Origin of the sequence: Pseudomonas sp. BJa5 (assembly GCF_030272875.2) — a bacterium.
GTDB lineage: Bacteria > Pseudomonadota > Gammaproteobacteria > Pseudomonadales > Pseudomonadaceae > Aquipseudomonas.
The window spans coordinates 69,412-94,195 of record NZ_JALRNG020000009.1 but is presented as its reverse complement, the minus strand read 5'-3'; the positions used below and the strand labels follow the sequence as shown (position 1 = coordinate 94,195).

19 protein-coding genes and 1 pseudogene are annotated in these 24,784 nt (G+C 62.6%); 15 read left to right on the top strand and 5 right to left on the bottom strand.

Going from position 1 to position 24,784, the window contains the following annotated elements; all coding sequences use genetic code 11:
* Nucleotides 1–110: 110 nt before the first annotated feature.
* The 4 genes from M2D63_RS07565 to M2D63_RS07550 are packed head-to-tail and all read left to right on the top strand — an operon-like array spanning nucleotide 111 to nucleotide 6,813.
* Nucleotides 111–1,358 carry an efflux RND transporter periplasmic adaptor subunit gene (locus tag M2D63_RS07565; RefSeq protein ID WP_285862227.1) on the top strand — a complete coding sequence of 416 codons (1,248 nt, stop codon included), beginning with the start codon at nucleotides 111–113 and terminating at the stop codon, nucleotides 1,356–1,358.
* An 11-nt stretch (nucleotides 1,359–1,369) separates the two neighbouring features.
* Nucleotides 1,370–4,561 carry an efflux RND transporter permease subunit gene (locus M2D63_RS07560; RefSeq protein ID WP_285862226.1) on the top strand — a complete coding sequence of 1,064 codons (3,192 nt, stop codon included), beginning with the start codon at nucleotides 1,370–1,372 and terminating at the stop codon, nucleotides 4,559–4,561.
* On the top strand, nucleotides 4,561–5,988 hold the full coding sequence (locus M2D63_RS07555) for an efflux transporter outer membrane subunit (RefSeq protein ID WP_285862225.1): 1,428 nt from the start codon (nucleotides 4,561–4,563) through the stop codon (nucleotides 5,986–5,988). Before M2D63_RS07560 ends, M2D63_RS07555 begins: the two co-directional genes overlap by 1 nt.
* Nucleotides 5,989–6,048: 60 nt before the next feature.
* On the top strand, nucleotides 6,049–6,813 hold the full coding sequence (locus tag M2D63_RS07550) for a sulfite exporter TauE/SafE family protein (RefSeq protein WP_285862224.1): 765 nt from the start codon (nucleotides 6,049–6,051) through the stop codon (nucleotides 6,811–6,813).
* A gap of 124 nt (nucleotides 6,814–6,937) precedes the next feature.
* Here the strand turns inward: M2D63_RS07550 and M2D63_RS07545 are convergent, their stop codons facing one another.
* The 3 genes from M2D63_RS07545 to M2D63_RS07535 all read right to left on the bottom strand — a co-directional run bounded on the left by M2D63_RS07545 (nucleotide 6,938) and on the right by M2D63_RS07535 (nucleotide 10,922).
* The gene (locus tag M2D63_RS07545; protein WP_285862223.1) at nucleotides 6,938–8,296 is read right to left on the bottom strand and encodes an OprD family porin; all 1,359 of its coding nucleotides are present in this window, start codon (nucleotides 8,294–8,296) and stop codon (nucleotides 6,938–6,940) included.
* A 105-nt stretch (nucleotides 8,297–8,401) separates the two neighbouring features.
* Nucleotides 8,402–9,718: an MFS transporter gene (locus M2D63_RS07540; RefSeq protein WP_285862222.1), complete on the bottom strand. Its 1,317-nt coding sequence runs from the start codon at nucleotides 9,716–9,718 to the stop codon at nucleotides 8,402–8,404.
* Between the two features lie 28 nt (nucleotides 9,719–9,746).
* Nucleotides 9,747–10,922 (bottom strand): M20 aminoacylase family protein, encoded by a 1,176-nt coding sequence (locus M2D63_RS07535; protein ID WP_285862221.1) that lies wholly within the window; start codon nucleotides 10,920–10,922, stop codon nucleotides 9,747–9,749.
* Nucleotides 10,923–11,067: 145 nt separating this feature from the next.
* Between M2D63_RS07535 and M2D63_RS07530 the strand changes: the two genes are divergently transcribed.
* The 3 genes from M2D63_RS07530 (at nucleotide 11,068) to M2D63_RS07520 (ending at nucleotide 14,840) form a co-directional block, all read left to right on the top strand.
* Nucleotides 11,068–12,018 (top strand): LysR family transcriptional regulator, encoded by a 951-nt coding sequence (locus M2D63_RS07530; RefSeq protein ID WP_285862220.1) that lies wholly within the window; start codon nucleotides 11,068–11,070, stop codon nucleotides 12,016–12,018.
* 798 nt (nucleotides 12,019–12,816) lie between these two features.
* Nucleotides 12,817–13,860 carry a L,D-transpeptidase gene (locus tag M2D63_RS07525; protein WP_285862285.1) on the top strand — a complete coding sequence of 348 codons (1,044 nt, stop codon included), beginning with the start codon at nucleotides 12,817–12,819 and terminating at the stop codon, nucleotides 13,858–13,860.
* Nucleotides 13,861–14,123: 263 nt separating this feature from the next.
* The gene (locus M2D63_RS07520; protein ID WP_285862219.1) at nucleotides 14,124–14,840 is read left to right on the top strand and encodes a murein L,D-transpeptidase catalytic domain family protein; all 717 of its coding nucleotides are present in this window, start codon (nucleotides 14,124–14,126) and stop codon (nucleotides 14,838–14,840) included.
* 123 nt (nucleotides 14,841–14,963) lie between these two features.
* On the opposite strand, the gene M2D63_RS07515 is transcribed toward M2D63_RS07520, so the two are convergent.
* Nucleotides 14,964–15,851, bottom strand: coding sequence for an SDR family oxidoreductase (locus M2D63_RS07515; protein ID WP_285862218.1), 888 nt, complete (start codon nucleotides 15,849–15,851; stop codon nucleotides 14,964–14,966).
* Between the two features lie 118 nt (nucleotides 15,852–15,969).
* Here M2D63_RS07515 and M2D63_RS07510 point away from each other — a divergent pair, with 118 nt between their 5' ends.
* Entirely contained in the window at nucleotides 15,970–16,893 is a 924-nt protein-coding gene (locus M2D63_RS07510; RefSeq protein WP_285862216.1) for a LysR family transcriptional regulator, read from the top strand.
* Nucleotides 16,894–16,967: 74 nt separating this feature from the next.
* Here the strand turns inward: M2D63_RS07510 and M2D63_RS07505 are convergent, their stop codons facing one another.
* Nucleotides 16,968–18,203 carry an aromatic ring-hydroxylating dioxygenase subunit alpha gene (locus tag M2D63_RS07505; RefSeq protein WP_285862214.1) on the bottom strand — a complete coding sequence of 412 codons (1,236 nt, stop codon included), beginning with the start codon at nucleotides 18,201–18,203 and terminating at the stop codon, nucleotides 16,968–16,970.
* 250 nt (nucleotides 18,204–18,453) lie between these two features.
* Between M2D63_RS07505 and M2D63_RS07500 the strand changes: the two are divergent.
* The 7 genes and pseudogenes from M2D63_RS07500 to M2D63_RS07470 all read left to right on the top strand — a co-directional run.
* Nucleotides 18,454–19,206: pseudogene (locus M2D63_RS07500) on the top strand (FAD-binding oxidoreductase); the annotation flags it as partial.
* The gene (locus M2D63_RS07495) at nucleotides 19,180–19,506 is read left to right on the top strand and encodes a 2Fe-2S iron-sulfur cluster-binding protein (protein ID WP_405309400.1); all 327 of its coding nucleotides are present in this window, start codon (nucleotides 19,180–19,182) and stop codon (nucleotides 19,504–19,506) included. The pseudogene M2D63_RS07500 and the gene M2D63_RS07495, both read left to right, overlap by 27 nt.
* Before the next feature lie 84 nt (nucleotides 19,507–19,590).
* The gene (locus tag M2D63_RS07490) at nucleotides 19,591–20,382 is read left to right on the top strand and encodes a LysR substrate-binding domain-containing protein (RefSeq protein WP_285862210.1); all 792 of its coding nucleotides are present in this window, start codon (nucleotides 19,591–19,593) and stop codon (nucleotides 20,380–20,382) included.
* A gap of 434 nt (nucleotides 20,383–20,816) precedes the next feature.
* Nucleotides 20,817–22,124, top strand: a complete 1,308-nt coding sequence (locus M2D63_RS07485) for an MFS transporter (protein ID WP_285862208.1) — start codon at nucleotides 20,817–20,819, stop codon at nucleotides 22,122–22,124.
* A complete protein-coding gene (locus M2D63_RS07480) occupies nucleotides 22,121–22,462 on the top strand; it encodes a hypothetical protein (RefSeq protein WP_285862207.1) in 342 nt (113 codons plus the stop codon). Before M2D63_RS07485 ends, M2D63_RS07480 begins: the two co-directional genes overlap by 4 nt.
* Before the next feature lie 22 nt (nucleotides 22,463–22,484).
* On the top strand, nucleotides 22,485–23,801 hold the full coding sequence (locus M2D63_RS07475; RefSeq protein ID WP_285862206.1) for an FAD-binding oxidoreductase: 1,317 nt from the start codon (nucleotides 22,485–22,487) through the stop codon (nucleotides 23,799–23,801).
* A gap of 24 nt (nucleotides 23,802–23,825) precedes the next feature.
* Nucleotides 23,826–24,782, top strand: a complete 957-nt coding sequence (locus tag M2D63_RS07470; RefSeq protein WP_285862205.1) for a LysR substrate-binding domain-containing protein — start codon at nucleotides 23,826–23,828, stop codon at nucleotides 24,780–24,782.
* Nucleotides 24,783–24,784: the final 2 nt, after the last annotated feature.

Genomic DNA, 24,784 nt, shown 5'->3' with positions numbered 1-24,784 from the left:
TTATGATGACTATCATGATTGGTGATAGTAAGTTTCGTTCCGGTCGATTGGTGCTGCAGCCCTTGCAGGCACACGCTGAGCGCACTCTAAAACAACAATCGGTGAGCCCAATGGACAAATCCCTCAAGCGCTTGCGCTATTCAGCCCTGGCCGCTGGATTGATCGCCCTGGCTGCCTGTGATCGAACCCCGCAAAGTGCGTCGCCAACCGCGCCTGCGGCAGCGAAGGTCACTGCCGCGACAGTGCTCGAGCAACCCATCACCGAATGGGATGAGTTCACCGGTCGCCTTGAAGCGCCGCAAACCGTCATCGTGCGCCCAAGGGTTTCAGGACAGATCGACCGCGTGGCGTTTACCGAGGGAGCCCAGGTCAGCAAAGGCGACCTGCTGTTCCAGATCGACCCTCGGCCATTCGAGGCCGAGGTCCATCGCCTGGAAGCCCAGCTGCAACAAGCCCGGGCCACGGTTGTGCGTACCAGCAATGAGGCGCAGCGGGGCGAACGCCTGCGGGCCAGCAATGCGATCTCGGCGGAACTGGCCGAGTCGCGCAGCACGCTTGCCGAGGAGGCGCGCGCCAGCGTCGCCAGCGTTCAGGCACAACTGGACCTGGCGCGCCTGAACCTGAGCTTTACCCGCGTTACCGCACCGATCAGCGGCCGCGCAAGCCGCGCCGAAATCACCGCCGGCAACCTTGCCCGCGCCGACCAGACCGCGCTCACCAGCGTGGTCTCGACCGACCAGGTCTACGCCTACTTCGACGTCGATGAACGTGTGTACCTCAAGTACAACCAACTTAGCCGCGACGGTCAGCGTGGGCAGACCACGCCGGTGTACATGGGCTTGTCCAGTGAATCCGGCAACCCGCACCTGGGCCAGATGAACTTCGTCGACAACCAGGTCAATCCCAAGACCGGCACCATCCGTGGCCGTGCGGTGTTCGACAATCGCGATGGCAACTTCACTCCGGGTCTGTATGCCCGGCTCAAACTGGTGGGCAGCGGCAATTACCAGGCCATCCTGATCAAGGACGAAGCCGTCGGTACCGACCTTGGCAAGAAGTTCGTGCTGATCGTCGACGCGCACAACACCACGACCTACCGCCCCGTCGAACTGGGGCCAAAGCTTGAGGGCCTGCGCATCGTGCGCAGTGGCCTGCAAAAGGGCGAGCGCATCGTCGTCGCCGGCTTGCAACGGGTACGTCCGGGGGCTGCGGTCGATGCGCAAGAAGCGCCGATGGCCAGCGAGCAGACCCTGGCGGCGTTGGCCAGGCAACGCCAGGTGCTGGAAGCCGGCAATTCGCCAGGCAAAACCTTCGCTGTGCAACCCAAGGTTGCCAGTAACGCGTCACCACGTGGCTGAGGGGGACCGACATGAAATTTTCCCAGTTTTTCATCCAGCGGCCGATTTTCGCCGCCGTGCTGTCGCTGATGATTCTGATCGCCGGTGCCATTTCCCTGTTCCAGCTGCCCATCAGCGAGTACCCGGAAGTCGTGCCGCCCACCGTGGTCGTACGTGCCAGCTTCCCGGGCGCCAACCCCAAGGTCATCGGCGAAACGGTCGCCGCACCGCTGGAACAAGCCATCACCGGCGTGGAGAACATGCTCTACATGTCCTCGCAATCCACGGCGGACGGCAAGCTGACGCTGACCATCACCTTCGCCCTGGGCACCGACCTGGACAACGCCCAGGTGCAGGTGCAGAACCGCGTAACCCGCACCGAACCCAAGCTGCCTCAAGAAGTGACGCGCATCGGCATTACCGTCGACAAGGCCTCGCCCGAGTTGACCATGGTCGTGCACCTGACCTCACCCGACCAGCGCTACGACATGCTGTACCTGTCCAACTACGCGACCCTGAACGTCAAGGACGAACTGTCCCGGCTGGGCGGCATCGGCGATGTCAAAGTCTGGGGCCTGGGCGAATACTCGATGCGCGTCTGGCTGGACCCGAACAAGACCGCCTCGCGCAATCTGACCGCTACCGATGTGGTCAAGGCCATTCGCGAGCAGAACCGCCAGGTGGCGGCGGGGCAGTTGGGGGCACCGCCATCGCCTGCGGCCACCAGTTTCCAGCTGTCGATCAACACCCAGGGCCGCCTGGCAAACGAGGAAGAATTCGAGAACATCATCATCCGTGCCGGTGAGAATGGCGAAATCACCCGCCTGAAAGACATCGCCCGGATTGAACTCGGGTCCAGTGGCTACGCCTTGCGCTCGCTGTTGAACAACGAGCAGGCGGTGGCCATGCCGATCTTCCAGCGTCCAGGTTCCAACGCCATCGAGGTGTCCAACCAGGTTCGGGCGAAAATGGCCGAGCTGAAGAAGGACTTCCCCGAAGGCATGGACTACAGCATCGTCTACGACCCGACCATCTTCGTGCGCAGCTCGATCGAAGCGGTGGTGCACACTCTGTTCGAGGCCCTGGTCCTGGTCGTGCTGGTGGTGATTGTGTTCCTGCAGACCTGGCGCGCGTCGATCATTCCCCTGGTGGCGGTACCGGTGTCGCTGATCGGCACCTTTGCAGTCATGCACCTGTTCGATTTCTCGCTCAATGCGCTATCGCTGTTCGGCCTGGTGCTGGCCATCGGTATCGTTGTCGATGACGCCATCGTCGTGGTGGAAAACGTCGAGCGTAATATCGCGCTGGGGCTCAAACCCGTGGACGCAACGCGCAAGGCCATGGGCGAGGTCACCGGGCCGATCATTGCCACGGCGCTGGTGCTGTGTGCGGTGTTCGTACCGGCCGCGTTCATCTCGGGCCTTACCGGGCAGTTCTACAAGCAGTTCGCCCTGACCATCGCCATCTCCACCGTGATCTCGGCGTTCAATTCGCTGACCCTGTCGCCGGCGCTGGCGGCCGTGCTGCTACGCGGTCACGATGCGCCTAAAGACCGCTTTTCGAAAATGCTCGACACGCTCTTCGGCGCCTGGCTGTTCCGGCCATTCAATCGTCTTTTCGAGCGTGCCAGCCTCGGCTATGTGGGTACGGTGGCACGGATCATTCGCAGCAGCGGTATCGCCTTGCTGGTGTACGGCGGGCTGATGGTGTTGACCTATTTTGGCTTTGCCACCACGCCGACCGGCTTCGTGCCGACCCAGGACAAGCAGTATCTGGTGACCTTCGCCCAGCTGCCCGATGCCGCCAGCCTGGACCGCACGCAGGAGGTGATCGGACGCATGAGCGAGATTGCCCTCAAGCAACCCGGTGCGGTCAGTGCGGTGGCGTTCCCGGGCCTGTCGATCAATGGTTTTACCAACAGCCCGAACAATGGCGTGGTGTTCATCGGCCTGAAACCTTTCGATGAGCGCAAGGACGCCAGTCTATCGGCGCCGGCTATCGCTGCGGGGTTGAACAGCAAGTTCGGTGAAATCCAGGAAGCCTATACGGCCGTATTCCCGCCGCCGCCGGTACATGGGCTGGGCACCATCGGCGGCTTCCGGGTGCAGATCGAAGACCGTGGCAACCTGGGATATGACGAGCTGTACAAGGAAACCCAGAACATCATTGCCAAGAGCCGCAGCATGCCGGAGCTGGCGAGGTTGTTCACCAGCTATACGGTCAACGTGCCGCAGGTCGATGCCGCCATCGATCGCGAAAAGGCCAGGACCCATGGCGTGGCCATCAATGACATCTTCGACACCTTGCAGGTGTACCTGGGCTCGCTGTATGCCAACGACTTCAACCGCTTTGGCCGTACCTACCAGGTCAACGTCCAGGCTGAACAACAATTCCGCCTGGAACCCGAGCAGATCGGCCAGCTCAAGGTGCGCAACAACCAGGGCGAGATGATTCCGCTGGCGACCTTTATCAAGGTCAGCGATACCTCGGGGCCGGATCGGGTCCAGCACTACAATGGCTTCGTCACTGCCGAGATCAATGGTGCTCCCGGGGCCGGCTTCAGCTCGGGGCAAGCGCAAGCGGCGATGGAAAAACTGCTCAAGGCCGAGCTGCCCAACGGCATGACCTATGAGTGGACCGACCTGACCTACCAGCAGATCCTGGCGGGCAACACCGCGCTGTTCGTCTTCCCGCTGTGCGTATTGCTGGCCTTCCTGGTGCTGGCCGCCCAGTACGAAAGCTGGAGCCTGCCGCTGGCGGTGATCCTGATCGTACCGATGACGCTGCTCTCGGCGATCACCGGGGTGATCCTGGCCGGCAGTGACAACAACATCTTTACCCAGATCGGCTTGATCGTACTGGTGGGGCTGGCGTGCAAGAACGCGATCCTGATCGTCGAGTTCGCCAAGGACAAACAGGCCGAAGGATTCGATCCGCTGGCCGCGGTGCTGGAAGCTTGCCGTCTGCGCCTGCGGCCGATCCTGATGACCTCGATCGCCTTCATCATGGGTGTGGTGCCGCTGGTATTCTCCTCCGGTGCCGGTGCGGAAATGCGTCATGCCATGGGTGTGGCGGTGTTCTCCGGCATGCTTGGGGTGACCTTTTTCGGCTTGTTGCTGACGCCGGTGTTCTTCGTGTTGATTCGCCGTTATGTCGAGCGCTTGCAGGCGCGCAAAGCGGCCCGCGCCCACGCACGTTTGAGCGCTGAGCCGGAGGTGCATTGATGAACGCCCTGAATCTTGCGCTGCCAGGCCTGCTGGCTGTGGCGCTGGCTGCCTGCACGGTGGGGCCTGATTACCAGGCACCTGAAATCGCAACGGCAAGGATTGATTCGGCCAGCGCGCAGTCCGCCACGGCCAGGTACGACCGCACCCGGTTCGACGCTGTCTGGTGGCAGCAATTCGACGACCCGGTCCTCAACCAGTTGGTAGGCAAATCATTGCAGGGCAACCGCGACCTGCGCGTGGCGTTTGCACGCCTGCAGGCCGCCAGGGCCATTCGCGACGATGTCGCCAATGACCAGCTGCCGGTGGTCACCAGCCGCGTCAGCAGCGACCTGGGCAAGGCCCAGGTGCCTGGCCTGAGCGAGAAAAGGGTCAACATCGAGCGCTATGACCTGGGCCTGGACATGGCCTGGGAAATCGACTTGTTCGGCCGTATCCGCCGCGAACTGGAGGCGAGCGATGCACGCGAGGACGCCGTGCGAGAGGATCTGTATCAATTGCAGGTCACCCTGATTGCCGAGCTGGTCGACGCCTATGGGCAACTGCGCGGCGCGCAACTGCGGGAGCGAATTGCCCTGGAGAACCTGCAAAACCAGAACGATTCGCGCAGCCTGACCCTTACCCGACGCGAAGCCGGCGTAGGCAACGACCTGGATGTCGTGCGCGCCGATGCACGTGTGGCGGCCGTGGAAGCCACGCTGCCGCAGCTACAGGCCGAGCAGGTGCGCGAACGTAACCGCATTGCCACACTGCTGGGCGAGCGCCCGGAGCAATTGAGCGTCGACCTGCGTCCCGCGCAACTGCCAGCCATTGCCAAGGCCTTGCCGATTGGCGATCCCGGCGAGCTGCTGCGGCGCCGACCTGATATCCGCAGCGCTGAACGTCAGCTGGCCGCGGCCACGGCGGACGTCGGCGTCGCCACCGCCGACCTGTTCCCGCGGATCAGTTTGAGTGGCTTCCTGGGCTTTACCGCAGCGCGCGGTTCGCAATTGGGCTCGGGCAATGCAGCGGCCTGGGCATTGGGGCCGAGCATTACCTGGCCTGCGTTCGACCTGGGCAGCGTCCGCGCCCGGCTTCGCGGTGCCAATGCGCAAGCGCAAGGCGCCCTGGCGACCTATGAGCAACAGGTGCTGCTGGCCCTGGAAGAGGCGGAAAATGCGTTCAGCGATTATGGCAAACGCCAGCAACGACTGGCTTCATTGATAAAACAGGCCGAATCGAGCCGCAGCGCCGCCACCCTGGCCTCGATTCAATACCGGGAAGGGACAGTGGATTACCTGGTACTGCTCGATGCACAACGCGAGCAGTTGAGTGCCGATGATGCCCAGGCCCAAGGAGAGATTGAGCTGTATCGCGGCATCGTCGCGATCTACAAGGCACTGGGAGGAGGGTGGCAAGTGCCGGCTGCACGGGCTTCTGCAAGCTGACCCGGCGCCGGGCCCACGCCTGGACCTTCGTAAACCTCGAAAGCACAAGGAGACAACCTCTTGGAGCTGGAACTGACTGCGGCCACACTCCTTGTCACATTCGCCGGGGTGTTCTTGATCTGTTTCATGAAAGGCGCATTCGGCGGCGGCTTTGCCATTGTCGGCATCCCGCTGCTGTCACTGGTCATGGACCCGATCACTGCCGGTGGGCTGCTCGCGCCGCTGTTCATTGCCATGGACCTGTTCAGCCTGCGCTACTGGAAAGCGGCCACGTGGTCCAAACCGGACCTGAGATTGCTGGTGCCGGGCCTGGTCGTCGGCATCGGCGTGGGTTATGGACTCTTTCGCGTGCTGGACCAGCACGCAGTCGCCATTGCGATGGCAGTGGTCACCCTGACCTTTGTCGGCCTCTGGTTCAAGTCCGGCGGGGAAGTCAGGGTGCGCCCGCGGTCATCGGCCAAGGCGGTGGCGGCGGGCGTCACCTCGGGCATCACGACCATGGTCGCGCACTCAGGCGGGCCACCCTTGGCGATGTATCTGTTGCCACTTGGCTTGAGCAAACAGGTTTATGCCGGCACCACCAGTATGTTTTTCACCGTGGGCAATCTGCTCAAGGCTTTGCCCTGGCTGCTGCTGGCCAAGCCCACAGGTAACGGGCTGAGTCTGATGATGATCTGCCTGCTCGCCATTCCCAGCGGTGTCTGGCTGGGCTGGCGGCTGCACGCAAGACTGGATCAACGGCAGATGTATCGCGCCTGTTACGGTCTGCTGGTGGTCACAGCCGTGAAGCTTTTGTGGGATGGTGTCAGTGGTTATATGGCCTGAACAAGGGCAGGGGCAAGGGCTAGATCACTCGACCCGAGGGCTTCAAATAGCTGAAGAGTACAAATGTACTCCCTTCGGGTTATCGTACTAATCTTGTCTTGCACCTCAAACCACTGCCGCAGCCCTACAGCAAATCAAGCGGATGCTCCACGATCACCCGCACTTCATTGATGTCCTGCAGATCTGCCTGCGCCTCAACGTTGCCGCGATACACGGCAAACCGCGTGCGCAATAGCATGCCCCTGGCCCAACCTTGCTGCACCACGTAGCGCACGTCGACATCCAGCTCATGCCAGCGCGCACCGTCATACATTCCATAGGTCGAAGCCGGGCCACCCGCGAAGTGCGCCCCCGGCGTCCAGCCACTGTCGCTGGCGCCGCGGCCGGTAACGTAGCGGGTCATGAAGTTCAGGCCGGGGATACCCAGCGCTGCCAGGTCGAGGTCGTAGCGCGCCTGTTGCGATTTCATCCCCGGCGCGTTGAAGTCGGAGAGTTGTACCGAGTTGGCCAGATCGATCGACAAACCGCCGACATAGTCGAACGGCGTGTCGCCATCGATCTGCTGCCAGGCGAGGGTGAACCGCTGCGCGCCGACCCGGTAAGCCGCGGCCAGGCTCCAGCTGGTGTTATCGATCGGCCCTGACAACTCACGGCCGGTGGCATCGCTTCGGTACACATGGGTGTCTAAGTTCAGCCCCTGGCCCATGCCCAGGGGCACGTCGTAGTTGAGGTTGAAGTAGCTTTGCAGCCAGTTGTCCTGTGCCCGGGCGTAAAACAGCTTGAGGCCCAGGGCCTCGTTGAGGCGATAGCTGCCCCCGAGAAAATCCAGGCTGCGTACCGGGACATCGGAGTAACGGGTGCGCAGGCTGTCGTCGCTGTTGCTGGAGGCAAACTCGTGGTAGGCGGTGAAGTGACCGGCTTCAAGTTGAACCGCGTCCAGTGCATCGCTGCGCAGGTACAGGCCGGTGGCCATTTCTGGCAGCAGGCGGCTGTCGGCGGTGGTGAAGACAGGCGTGGCCGTGCGCATTTCACCCCACTTGAGTTCAGTGGCTCCCGCTCGCACCTTGAGCGCGGCCCCCGCCTGGCTGTAGTTGTCTTCGACCTTGGCGTCGGCCTGGCGGTTGTGGCTGATCGGCAGTAGGGCAGTGCCGGTGCGACCGGGGCCACTGTCGAGCTTGATGCCCAGGTCGGCGTGAGCATCCACGCCCAGGCCCAGCGTGCCCTGGGTGTATCCGGAGGCATAGCGCAGCATCAGGCCATGGGCCCATTCTTCGCGGTAGCCGTTGCGTTCGCTGGCAGGCCGCGCCGGGTTCACCCCCTGGGTGTTGCTGGCGCCGTTGCGCAGGTCGCGGTTGAAGTAATAGTTGCGGTTGATCAGCTCCAGGCGGCTGTCTTCTACAAAACCCTCGGCACTGGCCAGCAGCAGTGACGAATGACCGGTGAGCAAGGTGGCGCAGAGCAGTGTGGCGTGGGGACGAGACATGGTCGTATTACCTGTTGTTATTGTTTTTCACGCAGCCGGTTGCACGACGCAACGGCGCGCCGCAAATGAGCTGGGAGGGTGGTGCTCGTCCTTGAGCAGGATGGTTCAGTCGAGGTCTTTGCCAGCGGTCTCGGGGGCCAGCTTCAAACCGATCAGCGACAGCAGGATGGCAGCGAAGATGTACCAGGCGGGGGCGTTGGGGCTGCCGGTGAGATTGACCAGCCCGGCGGCGAAGAACTGCGCGAAGCCGCCGAACAGCGCCACGCCAATGCAATAGGCCAGGGACATGCCACTGGCGCGGATCTGCGTGGGGAACAACTCCGGCAGCATCGCCAGGTTAGGCACGATGGTGTAGGTCAGGGGAATGCACAGCAAGGTCACCACGGTCAGCAATACGCTGATGCTCGGGTGTTGGTTGATCAGCAGGAACGCAGGGTAGATCGCCAGCAGCAGCACCGGCAGTGGCCAGAAAATCGCCTTGCGCCGGCCGATGCGATCGCTCAGGCGCCCGGCGTGGGCCGACAGCAACAGCGGCGGCAGGCAGGCGCAAATGGCTGCCCAGGCGCCGACGCTCAGCGGCATGCCGAGCACGCCGACGGCATGGTTGGCCAGGTAGAACTGGATGGTGTAGATCGGCACCGTGGCACCGACCACCAGCAGGACACCGGCGAGCAACTGCCGCGGGTGTTGCAGCAACAACGCCAACTGCCCGGAGCGCGACAGCGATGGCCTGCTGCGCAGTGACTGGCGATGGACGGCGGTTTCCTCCAGGCGATGGCGAATGTACTCACTGACCGGGATGCCCAGGATGCCCATGGCGAACACCAGGCGCCACCCCCAGCTGTCCATGGCCTCGGGACTGAGCAGGTTGCTCAGGCCCATGACCATCAAGCCACCGATGAGGATACCCAGGCTCTGGCTGAAGGTCTGCCAGCTGCAGTAGTAGCCGCGCGTATGCTTGTCGGCGTACTCCATCAGCATGGTCGTCGAGGTACCGATCTGGCCACCGACGGCGAAGCCTTGCAGCAACCGCGCAGCGATGACGATGGCGGGGCCGAGCAAGCCTGCCTGGGCATAGGTCGGGGCGACGGTGAACAGCAGCGAACCGATCGCCATCAGCCACAAGGTCAGGCGCATGGCGGCCTTGCGTCCGACCCGGTCGGCATACAGGCCGATCACCAGGCCACCCAGCGGGCGCATGACGAAGCCGGTGCCGAATACCGCCAACGACAGCATCAGCGGGATCAACGGATGGTCGCCGAAGGGAAAGAACAGCCTGGCCATCAGCGTCGCCAGCATGCTGTAGACCAGGAAGTCGTAGAACTCCAGGGCATTGCCCAGGCAGATAGCGGCGATGGCCCGGTGGTTCTTCGGTCGGGCCAATGCGCAGCTGGGGTCGAACGTTGTTGTTTTTGTTGTCATCGTCGTGGGGCTCTTGGGTTAAGTCGATTCAGGCGAGAAAGCGTTGCGCCAGGCGCACCCAGAAGGTGGCGCCCAGCGGCAGGATCTGGTCGTTGAAGTCGTAGCCGGGGTGGTGCACTTCACAGTTGCCAGCACCGTCACCGTTGCCGATCAGCAGGTAGCAACCGGGTACCCGCTCCAGCCAGAAGGCGAAGTCGTCGCTGGCGCAGATGGGCTTCTGGTTGTGCGCCAGGCCATCGTCACCCAGCCAGTCACGCACCACCTGTTCGGCCAGTCGGCTGGCTGCCGGGTCATTGACCAGCACCGGGTAGCCGGCGCCGAAGCTGACCTCGGCCTGGGCGCCATAGCTTTGCGCATGCAGTTCGGCCAGGGCCTGGATGCGTTGGCGCAACAGGCTGCGGACTTGCGGGTTGAGCGAGCGAACACTCAGGCGCAGCTCGGCGGTCTGTGGGATGACATTGGCGGCGTCACCGGCAAGGAAGGCGCCGGTGGTGATGATCGCGGTTTCGCTGGGTGGCGCATTGCGCGAGACGACGGTCTGCAGCGCCAGCACCAGCGACGCGCCGATCACCACCGGGTCGATGGTCTTTTCCGGCATGGCACCATGACCGCCTTTGCCATGGATGACGATGCTGACGCTGTCGGTGGAGGCCATGCAGGGGCCGGCCAGGATGCCGAACTTGCCGACCGGCATGCCGGGCGAATTGTGCAGGGCGAACAAGGCGTCGCAGGGGAATAGCTCGAACACCCCTTCATCCAGCATGCGCTTGGCACCCGAGCCACCGTGGCCTTCTTCGGCGGGCTGGAAGAACAGGTGCAAGGTGCCGCGCCAGCTACGGTCGCGGGCCAGCTCGCAGGCTGCGGCGAGGAGCATGACGGTGTGACCGTCGTGGCCGCAGGCATGCATCTTGCCCGGCGTACGGCTGGCCCAGGGTTGCGTGCCGTGCTCCTGGATCGGCAGGGCGTCCAGTTCTGCGCGCAGGCCCAGTGCCGGACCCTGACCGTTACGCAAGGTGCCGACCACGGCGGTTGTGGCCAGGTCCTTGTGGACCTCGTAACCCCAACTCTCCAGGTGGCCGATCACCCGCTTGCGGGTGGCGAATTCTTCGAAGCCAAGTTCCGGCTGGCGATGGATCGCCCGGCGCAGCTCGATCATGGCGGGGGTGATGGCGTTGATGCCGGGGGCAAAATCGGTGTCGTGCATATTGTCTTGTCCTGGTTCGCAAGGCGACACTGCGCGGCCCGTTGGCTGGCGCGTTCGCGAGATCTAACCTAACGCCCGCAGCCGGCGCGCATAAGCTGCAAAATGGTTGTCGTGACGACCCTTGGTGTTCAGGCAGGAGAAGCGCTTGAAGTTGCATCAGTTACAGGCCCTGATCGCAGTGGCCGACAGTGGTGGCATTCGCTCGGCGGCGCGTGCCCTGGGGCTGTCCCAGGCGGCGATCACCCGGGCCTTGCGTGAGCTGGAAGAAGAGCAGGGCCTGCCGCTGTTATCCCGGCATGCAGGCGGTGCACGCCTGACCGTGGCCGGACAGACCTTGCTGCCCCACGCCCGGCAGATCGCCAGCCAGCTGGAAAATGCCCAGCGCGATCTTGCCAGCCTGCGTGGCGAAGCACCGACGCGGCTTTGCGTGGGGGTAACGCCGTGGTTCGGTCAGACCTTGCTGGCCGAGGCCGTGAAGGCATTTCGCCAAGAGATGCCGGCGGTGCAACTGGAGCTCTATGAGGGACTGCAGGCGGTCAGCCTGTCATTGTTGCGTAGCGGCCAGATGCAGTTTGCCCTGGGCCCTGCGGGCAATCTGCCCGGCCAGGAGTTCGCGCATGAACCGCTGGCCCGCTACCGCATGCGGGTGTTGGCCAGCAACAGTCATCCGCTGCGCACGGCCCGGTCGTTGGGCCAGTTGCTGGAACAGGACTGGGTGATGAACTTCACCCAGGCCAGCCACGAGCAGGTCATGCATGAGTTGTTTGGCCGCTACGGCTACAGCGTGGCGCACGGGCGCGTGGTCTGCGCCCAGTCCAGCGCCATGCTCAGCAGCCTGATCATCGATGCCGGCATGTTGGGTTATTCACCCGAGCCGATGTTGTTGTGCGAGCCGTTACGCGGCAAGGCCGCGGCGCTTGAGCTGGCGGAAACGCTGGAGGAGGGCGACATCAGTGTCGTGCGCTTGCGCGACCAGGCCCTGGATCCGGCGGCGCGCTGTTTTGTGGCCTGTCTGCAGCAAGCGTTGAAAGCCTGCGCTCGATCGGCCGATGCCGAGGCCCGGCGGTTGGCCGATATGCTTCGGTTGTTGTTCTGAGTGGGCAAGTTGGCAAAGGCAGCGCTCATTTTGGCGCGTCGACTTATCAATAGACGTGATAGTTACCATCGATATTTACCTGTTTTCTATCAGTCCGTCGGGATGGAGAATGGCAGCCTGTCTTTTAGCCGATCTTCGTTTGAGATCACGCCAATGCGTATTCTGACCCTCGCTTATCTGCCCCTTGCCCTTGCAGTATTGTCGGGCTGTACCTCCGCCCCAAACCAGCCAACACTGGAACTCACTACGTCAAAGTCGCCGCAAGCCTATTCCACTTGCGTCGTACAAAAACTGCGGGAAGGTCATCAAGAGCCCAGTCTCTCGCAATCCAATCGTGGGTACCGGGTTGTTTTGCCCAGCCCCGTGGCGGCGAGCAATGTCATTGAGGCCTATAAAGGAAGCACGGGTGGGAGGATTTACGTGTATCAACGTGGTCTGTTCAGCGATGACGTTGTCCAGATAGCCACCCAGTGTGCGTGAGTCGACCCTATAGGGGAGAAACTCGGCGGTGGAGCGATCGCAGCCTGTCGGCAGCTCCCACAGATGCCCCTGCAACCCTGCGACTACTGTGGGAGCTGGCGAAGCCTGCGATCGACTGCGTAGCAGTCGCAACCCGGCCACCACGGTGGGTCAGATGTAACGGCGGTCGTCAACAAACTGGTCAGAAATCCTGGAAGGAAGGATCGAAGACGCAACGATGCAGGTGATTTCTGATTTCTGTAGAGCCCTTGCGTGAATGATATTCGCGTGGTCGCGCCAGGCGCTTCCAGCTAAGCTGGCAACAGGGTTCATTCAAGGATCGAATCGATGATGCATCTACCGCTCGCGCTGGGTCTGTTACTTGCCGCCGCCTTGGTCGAAGCGGCTCCGCTGCAGGTGCCCAGCCCGGCCCAACTCAGGGCCCAGCTCGACAGTCTCAAGCCTGGCCAGTTTCTCTGGTACCCGCAGGTCTCGCCGGTAGGGCCGGTGACCGTGGTGGTCAGCCTCACCGAGCAACGCGCCTACGTCTATCGCAATGGCATCGCCATCGGCGTCAGCACCGTGAGCAGCGGCAAGCCAGGCCGGGAAACCCCTACCGGGGTATTCAGCATCCTGCAGAAAAAGGTCGAGCATAAATCCAGCCTCTACAACAGCGCGCCGATGCCCTACATGGAACGGCTGACCTGGGACGGCATTGCCCTGCACGCTGGCCATCTTCCGGGCTACCCCGCCTCCCATGGTTGCGTGCGCCTGCCGCTCGAATTCGCCAAGAAGCTGTATGGCGTCACCGGTTTCAGTTCGACCACCGTGATCGTTTCCGATACCCATAGCGCACCGGTGGAGGTCAACCACCCCGGTGTGCTCGCGCCTACGGTCAACGAGGGCAAGGCCCAAGGACCGCTGGTATTGAACAACCAGCAGTTCTGGAACGATCCGGACCCGACAGCGGGGCCGTTGTCGATCCTGATCAGTCGCGCCGACCTGCGCGCCTATGCGTTTCGTGGTGGCCAGTTGATCGGCTCGGCGCCCGCGCTGTCGCTTGAAAATGGCCGGCATCGCAGTGGAATGGCGGTGTATTCGCTGTTGCAAAAGCCATCCGCCATGGCACTCGACGCCGCACAGCCATTACGCTGGTCGGCGGTTGCGCTGAGCAACCCGGAGTATGGGGATACACCGCTTGAGCAATTGGGCCAATTGAACATGAGTCCGGAATTCCGCCGTCATTTACGCTCGGCGATGGACATCGGCACCATGCTGGTGATCACCGACTGGGCGTCGACCCGGGATACCCGCAGCAATGGCAATTTCACCGTGGTCAGCACCGAAGACAGTGAAGAATCTAAACCATTGGTCAAGAAATGATCGGCAACCCTGTAAAAATCAAGCAAAGTAGTGGCCTTTGACTTCACACAAACCGATTTTCGCTTTGAACGCGTGCCGTAACAACGCAAAGCAAAACCGACCATTAGGACGTAGCACCTGTTGACGACTTCGTGAGCCAGCGCCGTACAAGACAAAAAAGCAGTAGGCGAACAGCGAAGCAAGCAAGCGAGAAAGTCCGTGCGGATTAACGCCGTACGGCCCACTAGCTTTCGATCGCAGACAGGTTTTGAACAGGATAAACCATGTCGATGTTCGACCCATTGCGGGGAGCCGTCCGGCTCTCAGTAGCCACTGTTGGCCTGTTTTTCCTCAGCGCCTGGCACACCGCCCAGGCCCAGACCCTGCCGAGCGCCACCGAACTGCAGCAACTGGCGCCGAACGCCAGCCTTTCGGCCCTGAAGCTGGCACTCACCGCCTATGCGTGCGCCAGCGACAGCGACGCGGACAAATTGCTCACGGTCATCGATTACTCCAAGGCATCGCGTGACAAACGCCTGTGGGTGTTCGACCTGCGCGCCAGGAAGTTGTTGTTCGAGGAGTGGGTGGCCCATGGCAAGAACAGCGGCGCCGATGTGCCGACTGCGTTCTCCAACACCCCGAACAGCTTCCAGTCCTCCATCGGCCTGTATGAGACCGGTCAGACCTACAGCGGCAAGCACGGCCGCTCGCTGCGCCTGCAGGGGCTGGAGCCGGGGTTCAACGACAACAGCATGTCGCGGGCGATTGTCATGCATGCCGCCGCGTATGCCGATCCCAAGGTCGTTTCCGGTCTCGGTCGCCTGGGCCGCAGCCAGGGGTGTCCTGCCGTTCGACCGGCCATTGCCGGCAAGTTGATCGATACGCTGCAGCGCGGTAGTTATGTGTTCGCCTATTACCCGCAGCAGGACTGGCTGAAGAAATCGCGCTTCCTTAATGCCCAGAGCTGCCCGATGGCTAATCACGTGCTCGCCAGCAAGTGAGGTCACGGTCGAAATATTGTTGGCTTACCTCGTGAAACAGGCATTCGCGGGACTTACTGATCCACATCGAACGTCTCCCAATGCCAATTGGCAATGGGAGAAGCTCCATTATCGAGTCGGGGATCAGTAGGCGAATGCGCTGCGATGCTTTTGCACGAACTCTTTCCATCGAACAGGCTCGCGGCCTGTAATCTGCGCAAAATTGTCAAACGTGTCCTCGACCCCTGGGATAGCCCGAGCGGCGATGCGCTTGAAGTTTTCATACACGCAACTCATGTACGCCATCTCGGCGCCCGCCGCCCGCATGTTTTCCAGGAACACTTCTGCGGGCAAAGCTTCATAGCGGAATGGTTGCCCCAACGACTCACTCATGATCGCCGCGACTTCATCGTAGGACTTTACATCGTAGCCCAGGCGGTAGGTCCTTCCTGCGTGTTTGTCCGGGTGCAACAGCGTTTGCGCAGCTACTGCCGCGACGTCTTCGCCATCGACCCAACTGAACGCTGCATCGCCGGTGAATTGCTGAATGATTCCGGCGTTCACCGCTTGGGTGCCGTCGTAGCTGAGCAGGTTTTGCATGAAGACTTCCGGACGCAAGTGCGTGAAGGAGAACCCTGACCATTCAATGTAGCGTTCCACGAATTGGTGCCAGGCCCAATGCGCTATGGTGGTGTCGTCACGTCCGCAAGCCCCGAGATGCACGATGTGTTTCACCCCGGCCTGTTTCGCACTATCGAGAAATGCCTTGCTCTGGCGCAGCATGTCCACGGTGTAGCCGGTCATGAGAAAGGCGCGGTCGATACCTTGCAGGGCAGGGGCCAGTGTCTCCTCTCTATCAAAATCAACAATGACCGTGCGAACGCCCTGGGCTTCGAAAGCCTCGGCTTTGGCGGCTGAACGCACGGCTGCCACTGGCGTGATGGAGTCGTTTTCCAGCAGGCAGCGCAGCGTGTAGCTGCCGATTTGTCCGGTGGCGCCGGTGACGAGGATCGTCGGTTTGTGCTGGGTCATGAACATACCTGTAGGTTGGTTGATGTCTTCGGTCGCCAGCTTACCGATGAAAACAGGTCTGATTTACGATAGATTTTACCCAGTAAAAGGAATCAGATTCATCAATAAAGGAATTAGTATGTTCTCCTCCGAGCGCTTGAAGGGTATCGATGTGTTTGTCTGCGTCGTGGATTCAGGCAGCTTCAAGGCCGCTGCCGAGCGGATGAATCTGACGGGCTCGGCCATCAGCAAAAGCATTGCTCGGCTGGAGAGCAGGATCGGGATCCGGTTGTTCAATCGAACAACTCGCAGTTTGACAGTCACGGATGCGGGCTCGGCGTTCTATCGCACGTGCACGGATGTGCTGGCCAGCCTTGAAGAAGCCGAGTTGTCGCTGCACGCCGAAAACACCGAGCCGCGCGGCAGGATTCGCATCGATCTACCCGCGGCTTTCGGTCGCTTGCAGGCGTTGCCGGTCATTCTGCGGTTCGCCCAGGATCATGCCTTGCTGATGCCACACATTTCGTTTTCCGACCGGTTCATCGACCTGGTCGAGGAGGGCGTCGATATCGCCGTGCGCGTCGGTGGCTCTGACGTTTGGCCGCCCGCACTTGGGCATCGCTATCTGGGCAGTGAGCGGCATATCTTTTGCGCATCACCTGCCTATTTGAGCAAGTACGGCACACCTGTGAATGCTCACGACCTGGAACATCACCAATGCATCGCTTATGGCCGGGCGGATGGCACGGTAAGTCCGTGGCGATTTTCGGGGAGTCGACCCGGCGAAACGGAACGAAGGGTCATGCCCGCGCGGTTTGTGCTGGGCGATGGAGAAGGCCAGGTGACGGCAGTACTGGCGGGATGTGGTATTGCGCAGTTGCCGACGTGGTTGGTGAACCGTCAGCTTGAGGATGGGACACTGGTGCAAGTGCTTCCCCATCTGGCCACCGACGGTCTGGCGATCAATCTGGTCTGGATCAAAAGTCGTCAGGCACTACCCAAGGTCAGTGCTTTGCTGGACGCGCTCGCTGCGGGTCTGGTGCTGCCTGGTAGCAAAATGTAATTTGCGCATTCGACTCAGTTGCCTGCAGACCTGAGATTGGCTGCGGGCATCATGAGATCAAGTCGAACGACCTTTCATCTATGCAGATAGCTGCGGACCGTATCGAGATACCAGTCAACGAAGTCGATGACCTTCTTCTCGTCATTCTGTGAATACGGGCCCGGTACATAACCGGCACCCTGCACGCCGAGGAAGTTGTTTTCAGCCAGCCACTTGTCCTGGTCGTTGGTGGCGTTCCATAGCGCGGTGAGGTGCGCCAGCTCGTAGTCGCGGCCTTCCAGCGCGTCCTTGTGTACCAGCCATTTAGCTCGCACGTGGGTGGTGCCGGCGTCGATCGGCCAGGCCTCGAAGGTGAAGGCGTGGTCGCGCAGCGCATGGCTGAACGCGCTCGGCTCGGTGGCCCAGCGCAGGGTGCCGATATTGCCTTCGCCGCCCGGAATCAGTGGCTTCGCACAGGCCAGGCGGCCATCCAGGGTCAGGGAATCGACGCCATCCTTGATCGGGAAGCGCAGGATGTCGAACCAGGCGCCCTCGGCCGGGCCATTGATCAACCCGTTGGCCCGGCAGGTCGCTTCGAAGTCCACCATCCACTGCGGCAGGCCTTCGAAGTAGTCGTCCTCGGTGGGGTCGCGGAAGGAGGACAGCAGTTCCGGATGCCGCGCGCTGCAGTGGTAGCACTCGCGGCCGTTTTCCATCACCAGTTTCCAGTTGGCGTATTCGGGCAGCACCGCCGCATGGGCGACCTTGGCGTTTTCCAGGTCGTGGGGCGCCAGCATCGGTCCGAGCGCCCGGCGCAATTCGCTGAAGTCGGGCACGTCATCCGACAGGGCAATGAAGATCACGCCGGCCACCACTTCGCAATGGACGGGAATCAGGCTGTGCCGACCCGGATCGAAATCGGCGGGCATGTTGCGGGCGAAGATCAGGTTGCCTTTGAGGTCGTAGGTCCACTGGTGGTAGGGGCAGACCAGGCGCCGCGCCGAGCCCTTGTCACTGGTACAGATCAGCGCGCCGCGGTGGCGACAGGTGTTGAAGTACGCACGGACCGAGCTTTCCGCCTCGCGGATGATCACCACCGAGGTCTTGCCCACTTGCGCGGTGATGTAGTCGCCGACCCGGGGCACTTCGGCCAGATGTCCGGCCTGCAGCCAGGCGCGGGCGAAGACCGCTTTCATCTCGAAATCGAACACAGCCTGGGAGGTGTACAGCGCCTGCGGCAGGGTATGGCCGCGCTGGCACTTGCCGTAGAGGTCGGCCAAGGCGGTGAAGGAATGGTCGGTCGGGGTGATGCCGTGGCTGCAGCCTGCCATGTGCGGTTCCTCATCGAGTGTCGCCGGTTCGGGCGTTGTTGTTATGTGGCCGGGGTTGTTATAGGGCAGGGCGGGGGCGCCGCCAAACGAAACTCCGGCATGACCGCCATTCCTTTTTTCATGGGCATCCGGGGCCATTCCACGGCGGCATCGGCGCATGCCGAAACATCCTTTGCGGCGCCCGGCGGGACGCCTCGATACTCGAGCTCGCAGCCTGTACGGCAGAACAACAATAACCAGCGGGACCGATATGAATACTTTCGTGCAATCCACCACTTCGCGGATCTGGAGCAACGGCCGGCATGGCGTGCGCTGCGTCGCAGTCGTCGAGGAAACCCATGACGTGCGGACCTTCTGCTTCAAGGCCGAAGCACCGACGCTGTTTTTCTTCAAGCCCGGGCAGTTCGTCACCCTGGAGCTGGAGATCGATGGTGAACAGCTTATGCGCTCCTACACGCTCTCCAGTTCGCCGTCGCAGCCGTACAGCTTTTCCCTGACCATCAAGCGCGTGCCGGGGGGCAAGGTGTCCAACTGGCTGCACGATAACCTGAGGGCGGGCGACCCGTTGGTCGTCCACGGCCCGGCGGGGCGGTTCAACGCCATCGACTTCCCCGCCGACAAGGTGTTGCTGCTCTCCGGCGGCGTCGGCATCACCCCGGTGATGTCCATGGCCCGCTGGCTGTTCGACACCCATGAGCCGGTTGACCTGGTCTTCGTGCACAGCGCCCGCTCGCCGAAGGACATCATCTACCACGACGAACTGCGGCGGATGGCCGCCCGCAGCGAGGCGTTCAAGCTGCACCTGGTGTGCGAGCGCTACGAGAAAGGCGAAGCGTGGTCCGGCTATCGCGGCTATTTCACACGACCGATGCTCGACCTGATCGCGGCCGATTTCCTCCAGCGCGAGGTCTTCTGCTGTGGCCCGGCGCCCTACATGGCGGCGGTCAGGCAGATGCTGGAGGCCGCGGGCTTCGACATGGGCCGTTATCACGAGGAAGCGTTCGTCGCTCAGGTAGCGCCGGTGTCACTGCGGACCACTGAAGGCCACCAGGTAAACTTCTCCCGCAGCGGGCACAGCGTTCGGGTCGCCCCAGGAGAAACCCTGCACGCCGCAGCGGGCCGGGTCGGGCTACATATTCCCAAGGCCTGTGGCATGGGGTTGTGCGGCACCTGCCGGGTGTTGAAGCTGTCCGGTGAGGTGACGATGACACACCAAGGCGGCATCAGCGACGAAGAACTGGCCGAGGGCTATGTCCTGTCTTGCTGCGGTATCCCCCAGGGGGATGTAACCCTCGATTGTTGAGCACCGCGGCAAATTGCCCAGCCGTGGATTTGTCGCTACCCTCGGACGCTTCCGATACAGCGCCTGAGCGGGGGAACACTATCCATGAGCGCGAAGAAGTTGCCACCCCTGAGTGCCGTCGTGGCCTTCGACGCGGTGGTGCGGCTCGGCACCTTCACCCGGGCGGCCAGCGAACTCCATCTCACCCAGAGCGCGGTCAGCAAACAGATCAAGCGCCTCGAACAGAGCCTCGGCACGCCGCTGTTCGAGCGCAAGGGCAACGAGGTGATCCTTACCGCCAGCGGCGCCGTGCTGTACCGGGCGGTGACCCAGAGCCTGCAATGCATCAAGGAAGCCGTGCAGCAGATCGACAGCGCGCTGGCGCCGAGCCTGTCCATCAGCGCCAGTTCCGGTATCGCCAGCTATCTGGTCATCCCGCTGGTTTCTCGCTTCCGCAAGCTGTACCCGCAGATCAACGTGCGGGTGGTGGGCGCCCAGGATCGCCTGAAGCTGGATTTCACCGATACCGATTTCGCCATTCTCTACGGTGAGGGTCAGTGGAAAGACCTGTGCGTCCAGCGCATCGCCGAGGAAGAAATCTTCGCCATCTGCACCCCGCAATTTCGCGCTGCCAACCAGATCCAGGGCCTGGCCGACCTGGCTCGCTGCGACCTTATCGAACTGGAAAGCAACGACCCCGCGGCCCTTTCGACCCGCCAGTGGATGCGCCAGGTGGGATTCCTGGACCAGCACCGTGGCTCGATCATCCGCGTCTCCAGCTACGACCTGGCGATCAAGGCGGCGCTGGCCGGCGAGGGCGTTGCGCTGGCCTGGGCCGAGGCGCTGCCCGACGAGTTCCACAGCCAGCGGTTGTGTCGGGCGTGCGAGGAACCCTGAAGACCGGGCAGGGTGAATACATTGCCTTTCCAGCCTCCCGCGAACTGACACCGATGGCGCAAACCCTGTGGGACTGGATCGCCGCATCACAACCTGGCTGCTGATTGCCATTTTTTCAGGCAACCATCGCAACTACAGCGCTCTCAACGAATTTGCATGCGTCAGGCGCATGCAACGCAGGAAAAAATTGCGCTTTTGCCGCCCTGATGCCCCGCGTATGTTGGACCTGCCTGCAACACCCGCAGCCATCCCTTCCAACAAGAACAAGGTACGAGGGAAATCCATGAAGCCGCACGTCCTTTCCTGTCAGACCGCCGCTGATCGCCACAGACGATCAGGCTGATTGCGCCGTATCCACTGCTACCCATTCGCCCCGCAAACAATAAAAAAGGCTCGCGGCGTTGCCATGGCGCGCCGAGCGGCTGGAGGTCTATATGTCCGTGCAGTCGAACAGCATCAGTGGCGCTCTGTCGCCCACTACCTCGTCTGTGGTCGCCAGTTCCGGCGCCTGGACCACGCTTTTCATCCTCACTGCGGTGTACGCGATCAATATCGCCGACCGTTATGTCCTCTCCACCCTGATCGAACCGATCAAGCACGAGTTCCAGCTCAGCGACGCTTCGGTGGGCTTTCTCACCGGCGTGGCCCTGGCGATCTTCTATGTTGCCGCCGGCCTGCCGCTGGGCGCCCTGGCCGACCGCACCAACCGCAAGCGCATGATCGGTACCGCGGTAGCGGTGTGGTCGGCGATGACCCTGCTCTGCGGCCTGAGCAGCAGTTTCTGGCAGCTGCTGTTGGCCCGTATCGGTGTCGGCGTCGGCGAGGCGGGCGGCACGCCGCCCAGCCACTCGATCCTCGCTGACAAGTTCCGTCCCAAGTTGCGCGCCTTCGCCCTGTCGGTCTACGGCATCGGTGCCAGTGTCGGCGCCTGGTTCGGCGCTTCGGGGGCGGGTTACCTGAACGACGCCTACGGCTGGCGCACCACACTATTGGTGTTCGGCCTGTGTGGACTGCCGTTCGCCCTGCTGGTGTGGCTGTGCATCCGCGAGCCGAAGCGGGTGCATGACCAGGGCGAGAGCCGCGACAGCGAAGCCACCAGCTTCCGCGAGGCGCTGCGCTACACGGTCCGGCACCGGGCGCTGTTCCACCTGATCGCCGGGGCCACCGTCGTCACCTTCTGGGGCTGGGGTATTCTCTGGTGGGCCACCTCATTCCTGGTGCGCACCTACTCGATGACGGTGGGCGAGGCGGGCGCCATGCTCGGTCCGATCCACGGCATCGCCGGCACCGCAATGATGGTCATCACCGTGCTGGTGATGCTCCTGCTGCGCAGCAAGGCCATGTACCAACAATCCAGCTTCGTGGCCTGGACCACGCTGCTCGGCACGCTGTTCTCCATCGCCCTGTTCGCCACCACCCGGCTGGAGCTGGTCCACGTGCTGCTTTGGCTGTTCGTGCCCATCACCTACATCTACATCGGCCCTTCCATTGGCCTGCTGCAGAACCTCTATCCCGCCGGCATGCGTGCCAAGGGCTCGGCGATCCTGCTGTTCACCGCCAACATCGCCAACCTGGCGATCGCCCCGCAACTGGTGGGCCTGCTGTCGGACGTGGTCGCGCCACGCCTGGGCAATCCGCAGGAGTCCCTGCGCTACGTGCTGCTGGGTTGCACCTTCACTGGTTTCTGGGCGACTTACCACTACTGGGCCTGCGCCCGCCATATGAAAAGGGAAACACGATGAACCAGCCACTCAGCGTGAAAGCAGCACAGGTGCTCTACAGCCAGCGTCCGCTTTCTGGCAATTCGCGGGTCGAGATGGGTTGGTCCATCCCCCTGGACGATGATGGGCCGCTGCTGGCCGGTTTCGCCCGCTGGGACGGCGACGAGTCGCCCTACAAGACGCTGAACTACGACGAGGTGCTGATCGTGCTCGAAGGCACTTTCGGTTTCCAGCTGGCGTCCGGCGAGCGTTTCGAGGGTGGTCCCGAGACGACCCTGCGGATTCCCAGGAACACAGCCGTGAAGTACTTCGGCTCGCAAGCGAAGGTCTTCTTCGTCATTACCCCGCCGCAGGCGTGAGGCAACCATGGAAGCGAAACGGATGGACATCACACTCAGACCCCACGACGACCACACCAACGGCTGGTCGGCGATTCTGCCGCCGCGGCGCGCCCACGCGACCCTGCGCCAGAAACTGGACGCCGACTGGCTGATCATCGGCGCCGGCTACGCCGGGCTCGCTGCGGCCCGGCGACTGGCGCACAACCGTCCCAACGAGCGCATCGTAGTGCTGGAAGCGGGCGAGGCCGGCGATAATGCCTCCGGGCGCAACTCCGGCTTCGCCATCGACGTGCCGCACAACGTTGGCAGCTCCACTGCCGAGCTGGAAAAGGCGGTCAACTACAAACGCCTGATGAAGGCGGGCATCGCCTGGCTCGACGGCATCGTCAGGGAGCGGGGAATCCAGTGCGACTGGAGCGAGAAGGGCAAGTACCACTGCGCCGCCGCGCCGCAGCTGGCCGAGACCCTGCTGCGCCAGCACGCCCAGGAGCTTACGACCCTCGGCGAGCCCTATGAGTGGCTGGAACAGGCCGAACTGGCGCGGCGCCTGGGCACCTCGTTCTTTCACGCCGGGATCTACACACCAGGTTGCATCCTGCTCAATCCCGCGGCTTTGACCCGCGGGCTGGCGGATTCGCTGCCGGACAATGTCACCCTGTTCGAGAACAGCGCGGTGACCCGCCTGGAGCGTGGCCGGATGATTTTCGCCAGCACCGACCACGGCGCAGTCAGCGCCCGCCAGCTGATCCTCGCCAACAATGGCAGCGCCTCGCAGTTGCCCGGCTTCGAGCGGCAGATGTTCAACGTTGCCTCTTACGCCAGCCTGACCCGGCCGCTGACCGCGCAGCAGCGTGCGCGCATCGGCGATGTCGAGGAGTGGGGCGTGACCCCGGCCAATGCGGTCAGCGGGGCGACCATGCGCTATACCCGCGATCATCGCCTGCTGATTCGCCAGCAGTTCGATTTCACCCCGGGCATGCGGGTCGACGAGCGTGTGCGCGGGCGTATCCGCGAGCAGCACAAGGAGGTGTTCCTGGCGCGCTTTCCGGAACTCGGGGACGTGGCGATGGAACATTTCTGGATGGGGTTCTTCAGCATCACTCGCAATGGCGCGCCGCGCTGGGGCAAGATCGAACCCAACGTCTTCGCGGCGGTGGGGTGCAACGGTGTCGGGATCGCCAAGCAGACCATCGCCGGCGTGACCTTGGCTGACCTGGCTTGCGGTGTAGAAAACGAGCTGATCGCCGATATGCTGGAACTGGGCGCGCCGAGCAGGCTGCCGCCCAGGCCTTTCCTGGATGTCGGCGTGAAGGCGTACCTGGCCAAGGAACGCTGGGTCGGGAGGCAGGAGTATTAATTAGCGTAATCCCCTGGTGCGACCATGAGCATTTCACGAAAACGACTCCCTCCGTTGCAGAACCTGGAAGCCTTCGAAGCGGCCGCCAGGCATCTGAGCTTCACCAAGGCGGCGGAGGAGATCAACCTTTCGCAAAGTGCCGTGAGCCGGCAGATCAAGCACCTGGAAGAGAGCATGGGGGTGCTGCTGTTCACCCGCACCCACAAGACCCTCGACCTGACCAAGGCCGGACGGACGCTGCTGGGCGGGATCGAGCGCAGCCTGGCGGAGTTGCGCCGCACGGTGGAAACCATCGAGAACGACCGCAGCCCCACTGTCACCATCAGCGCCAGCATGGCGATCGCCAGCTTCTGGCTGCTGCCGGGGATCGCCGAGTTCAAGGACCTTCATCCGGACATCCGCGTCCGGGTGATCGCCGGCGACGGCGAGGACTACGCCGCCATCCAGAACAACGAAACCGACTTCACCATCCTCTATGACCAGGGGCAGCGGGGCGGCTACGTCTCCACCGGTCTGTTCGAGGAAGTGATCTTCCCGGCCTGCACGCCGGCCTACCTGAAGGGCCGTGGTATCGATAGCCTTGACGACCTGTCGCGGGAAAAACTGATCGACTTCGAGGTCAAGCACCTGCGCACGGTCAAGGGCTGGCCGGACTGGTTCAACCGTGCAGGCTGCGAGACCCGCGGCATCGACTACACCCTCTCGGTTTCCAACTACGACCTCGCCTGCCGGGCGGCCCTTGCCGGGCAGGGGGTGGTGCTGATGTGGGCCTACGTCGCGCCGCTGGCCGACTTCGCCAACGGCACGCTGCTGCGCCCGGTGCGGGACGTGGTGAACACCGGACACGTCGAACACCTGGTCTACGCCAAGGCACTGGAAGATTCGCGCCCGCACATGGTGTTCAAGGACTGGATTCTCGACTACGCCCGGCGCACCAACGATGCTACCCGCGACTTTCTCGGACTGGCCGAGCAGCGCTGAGA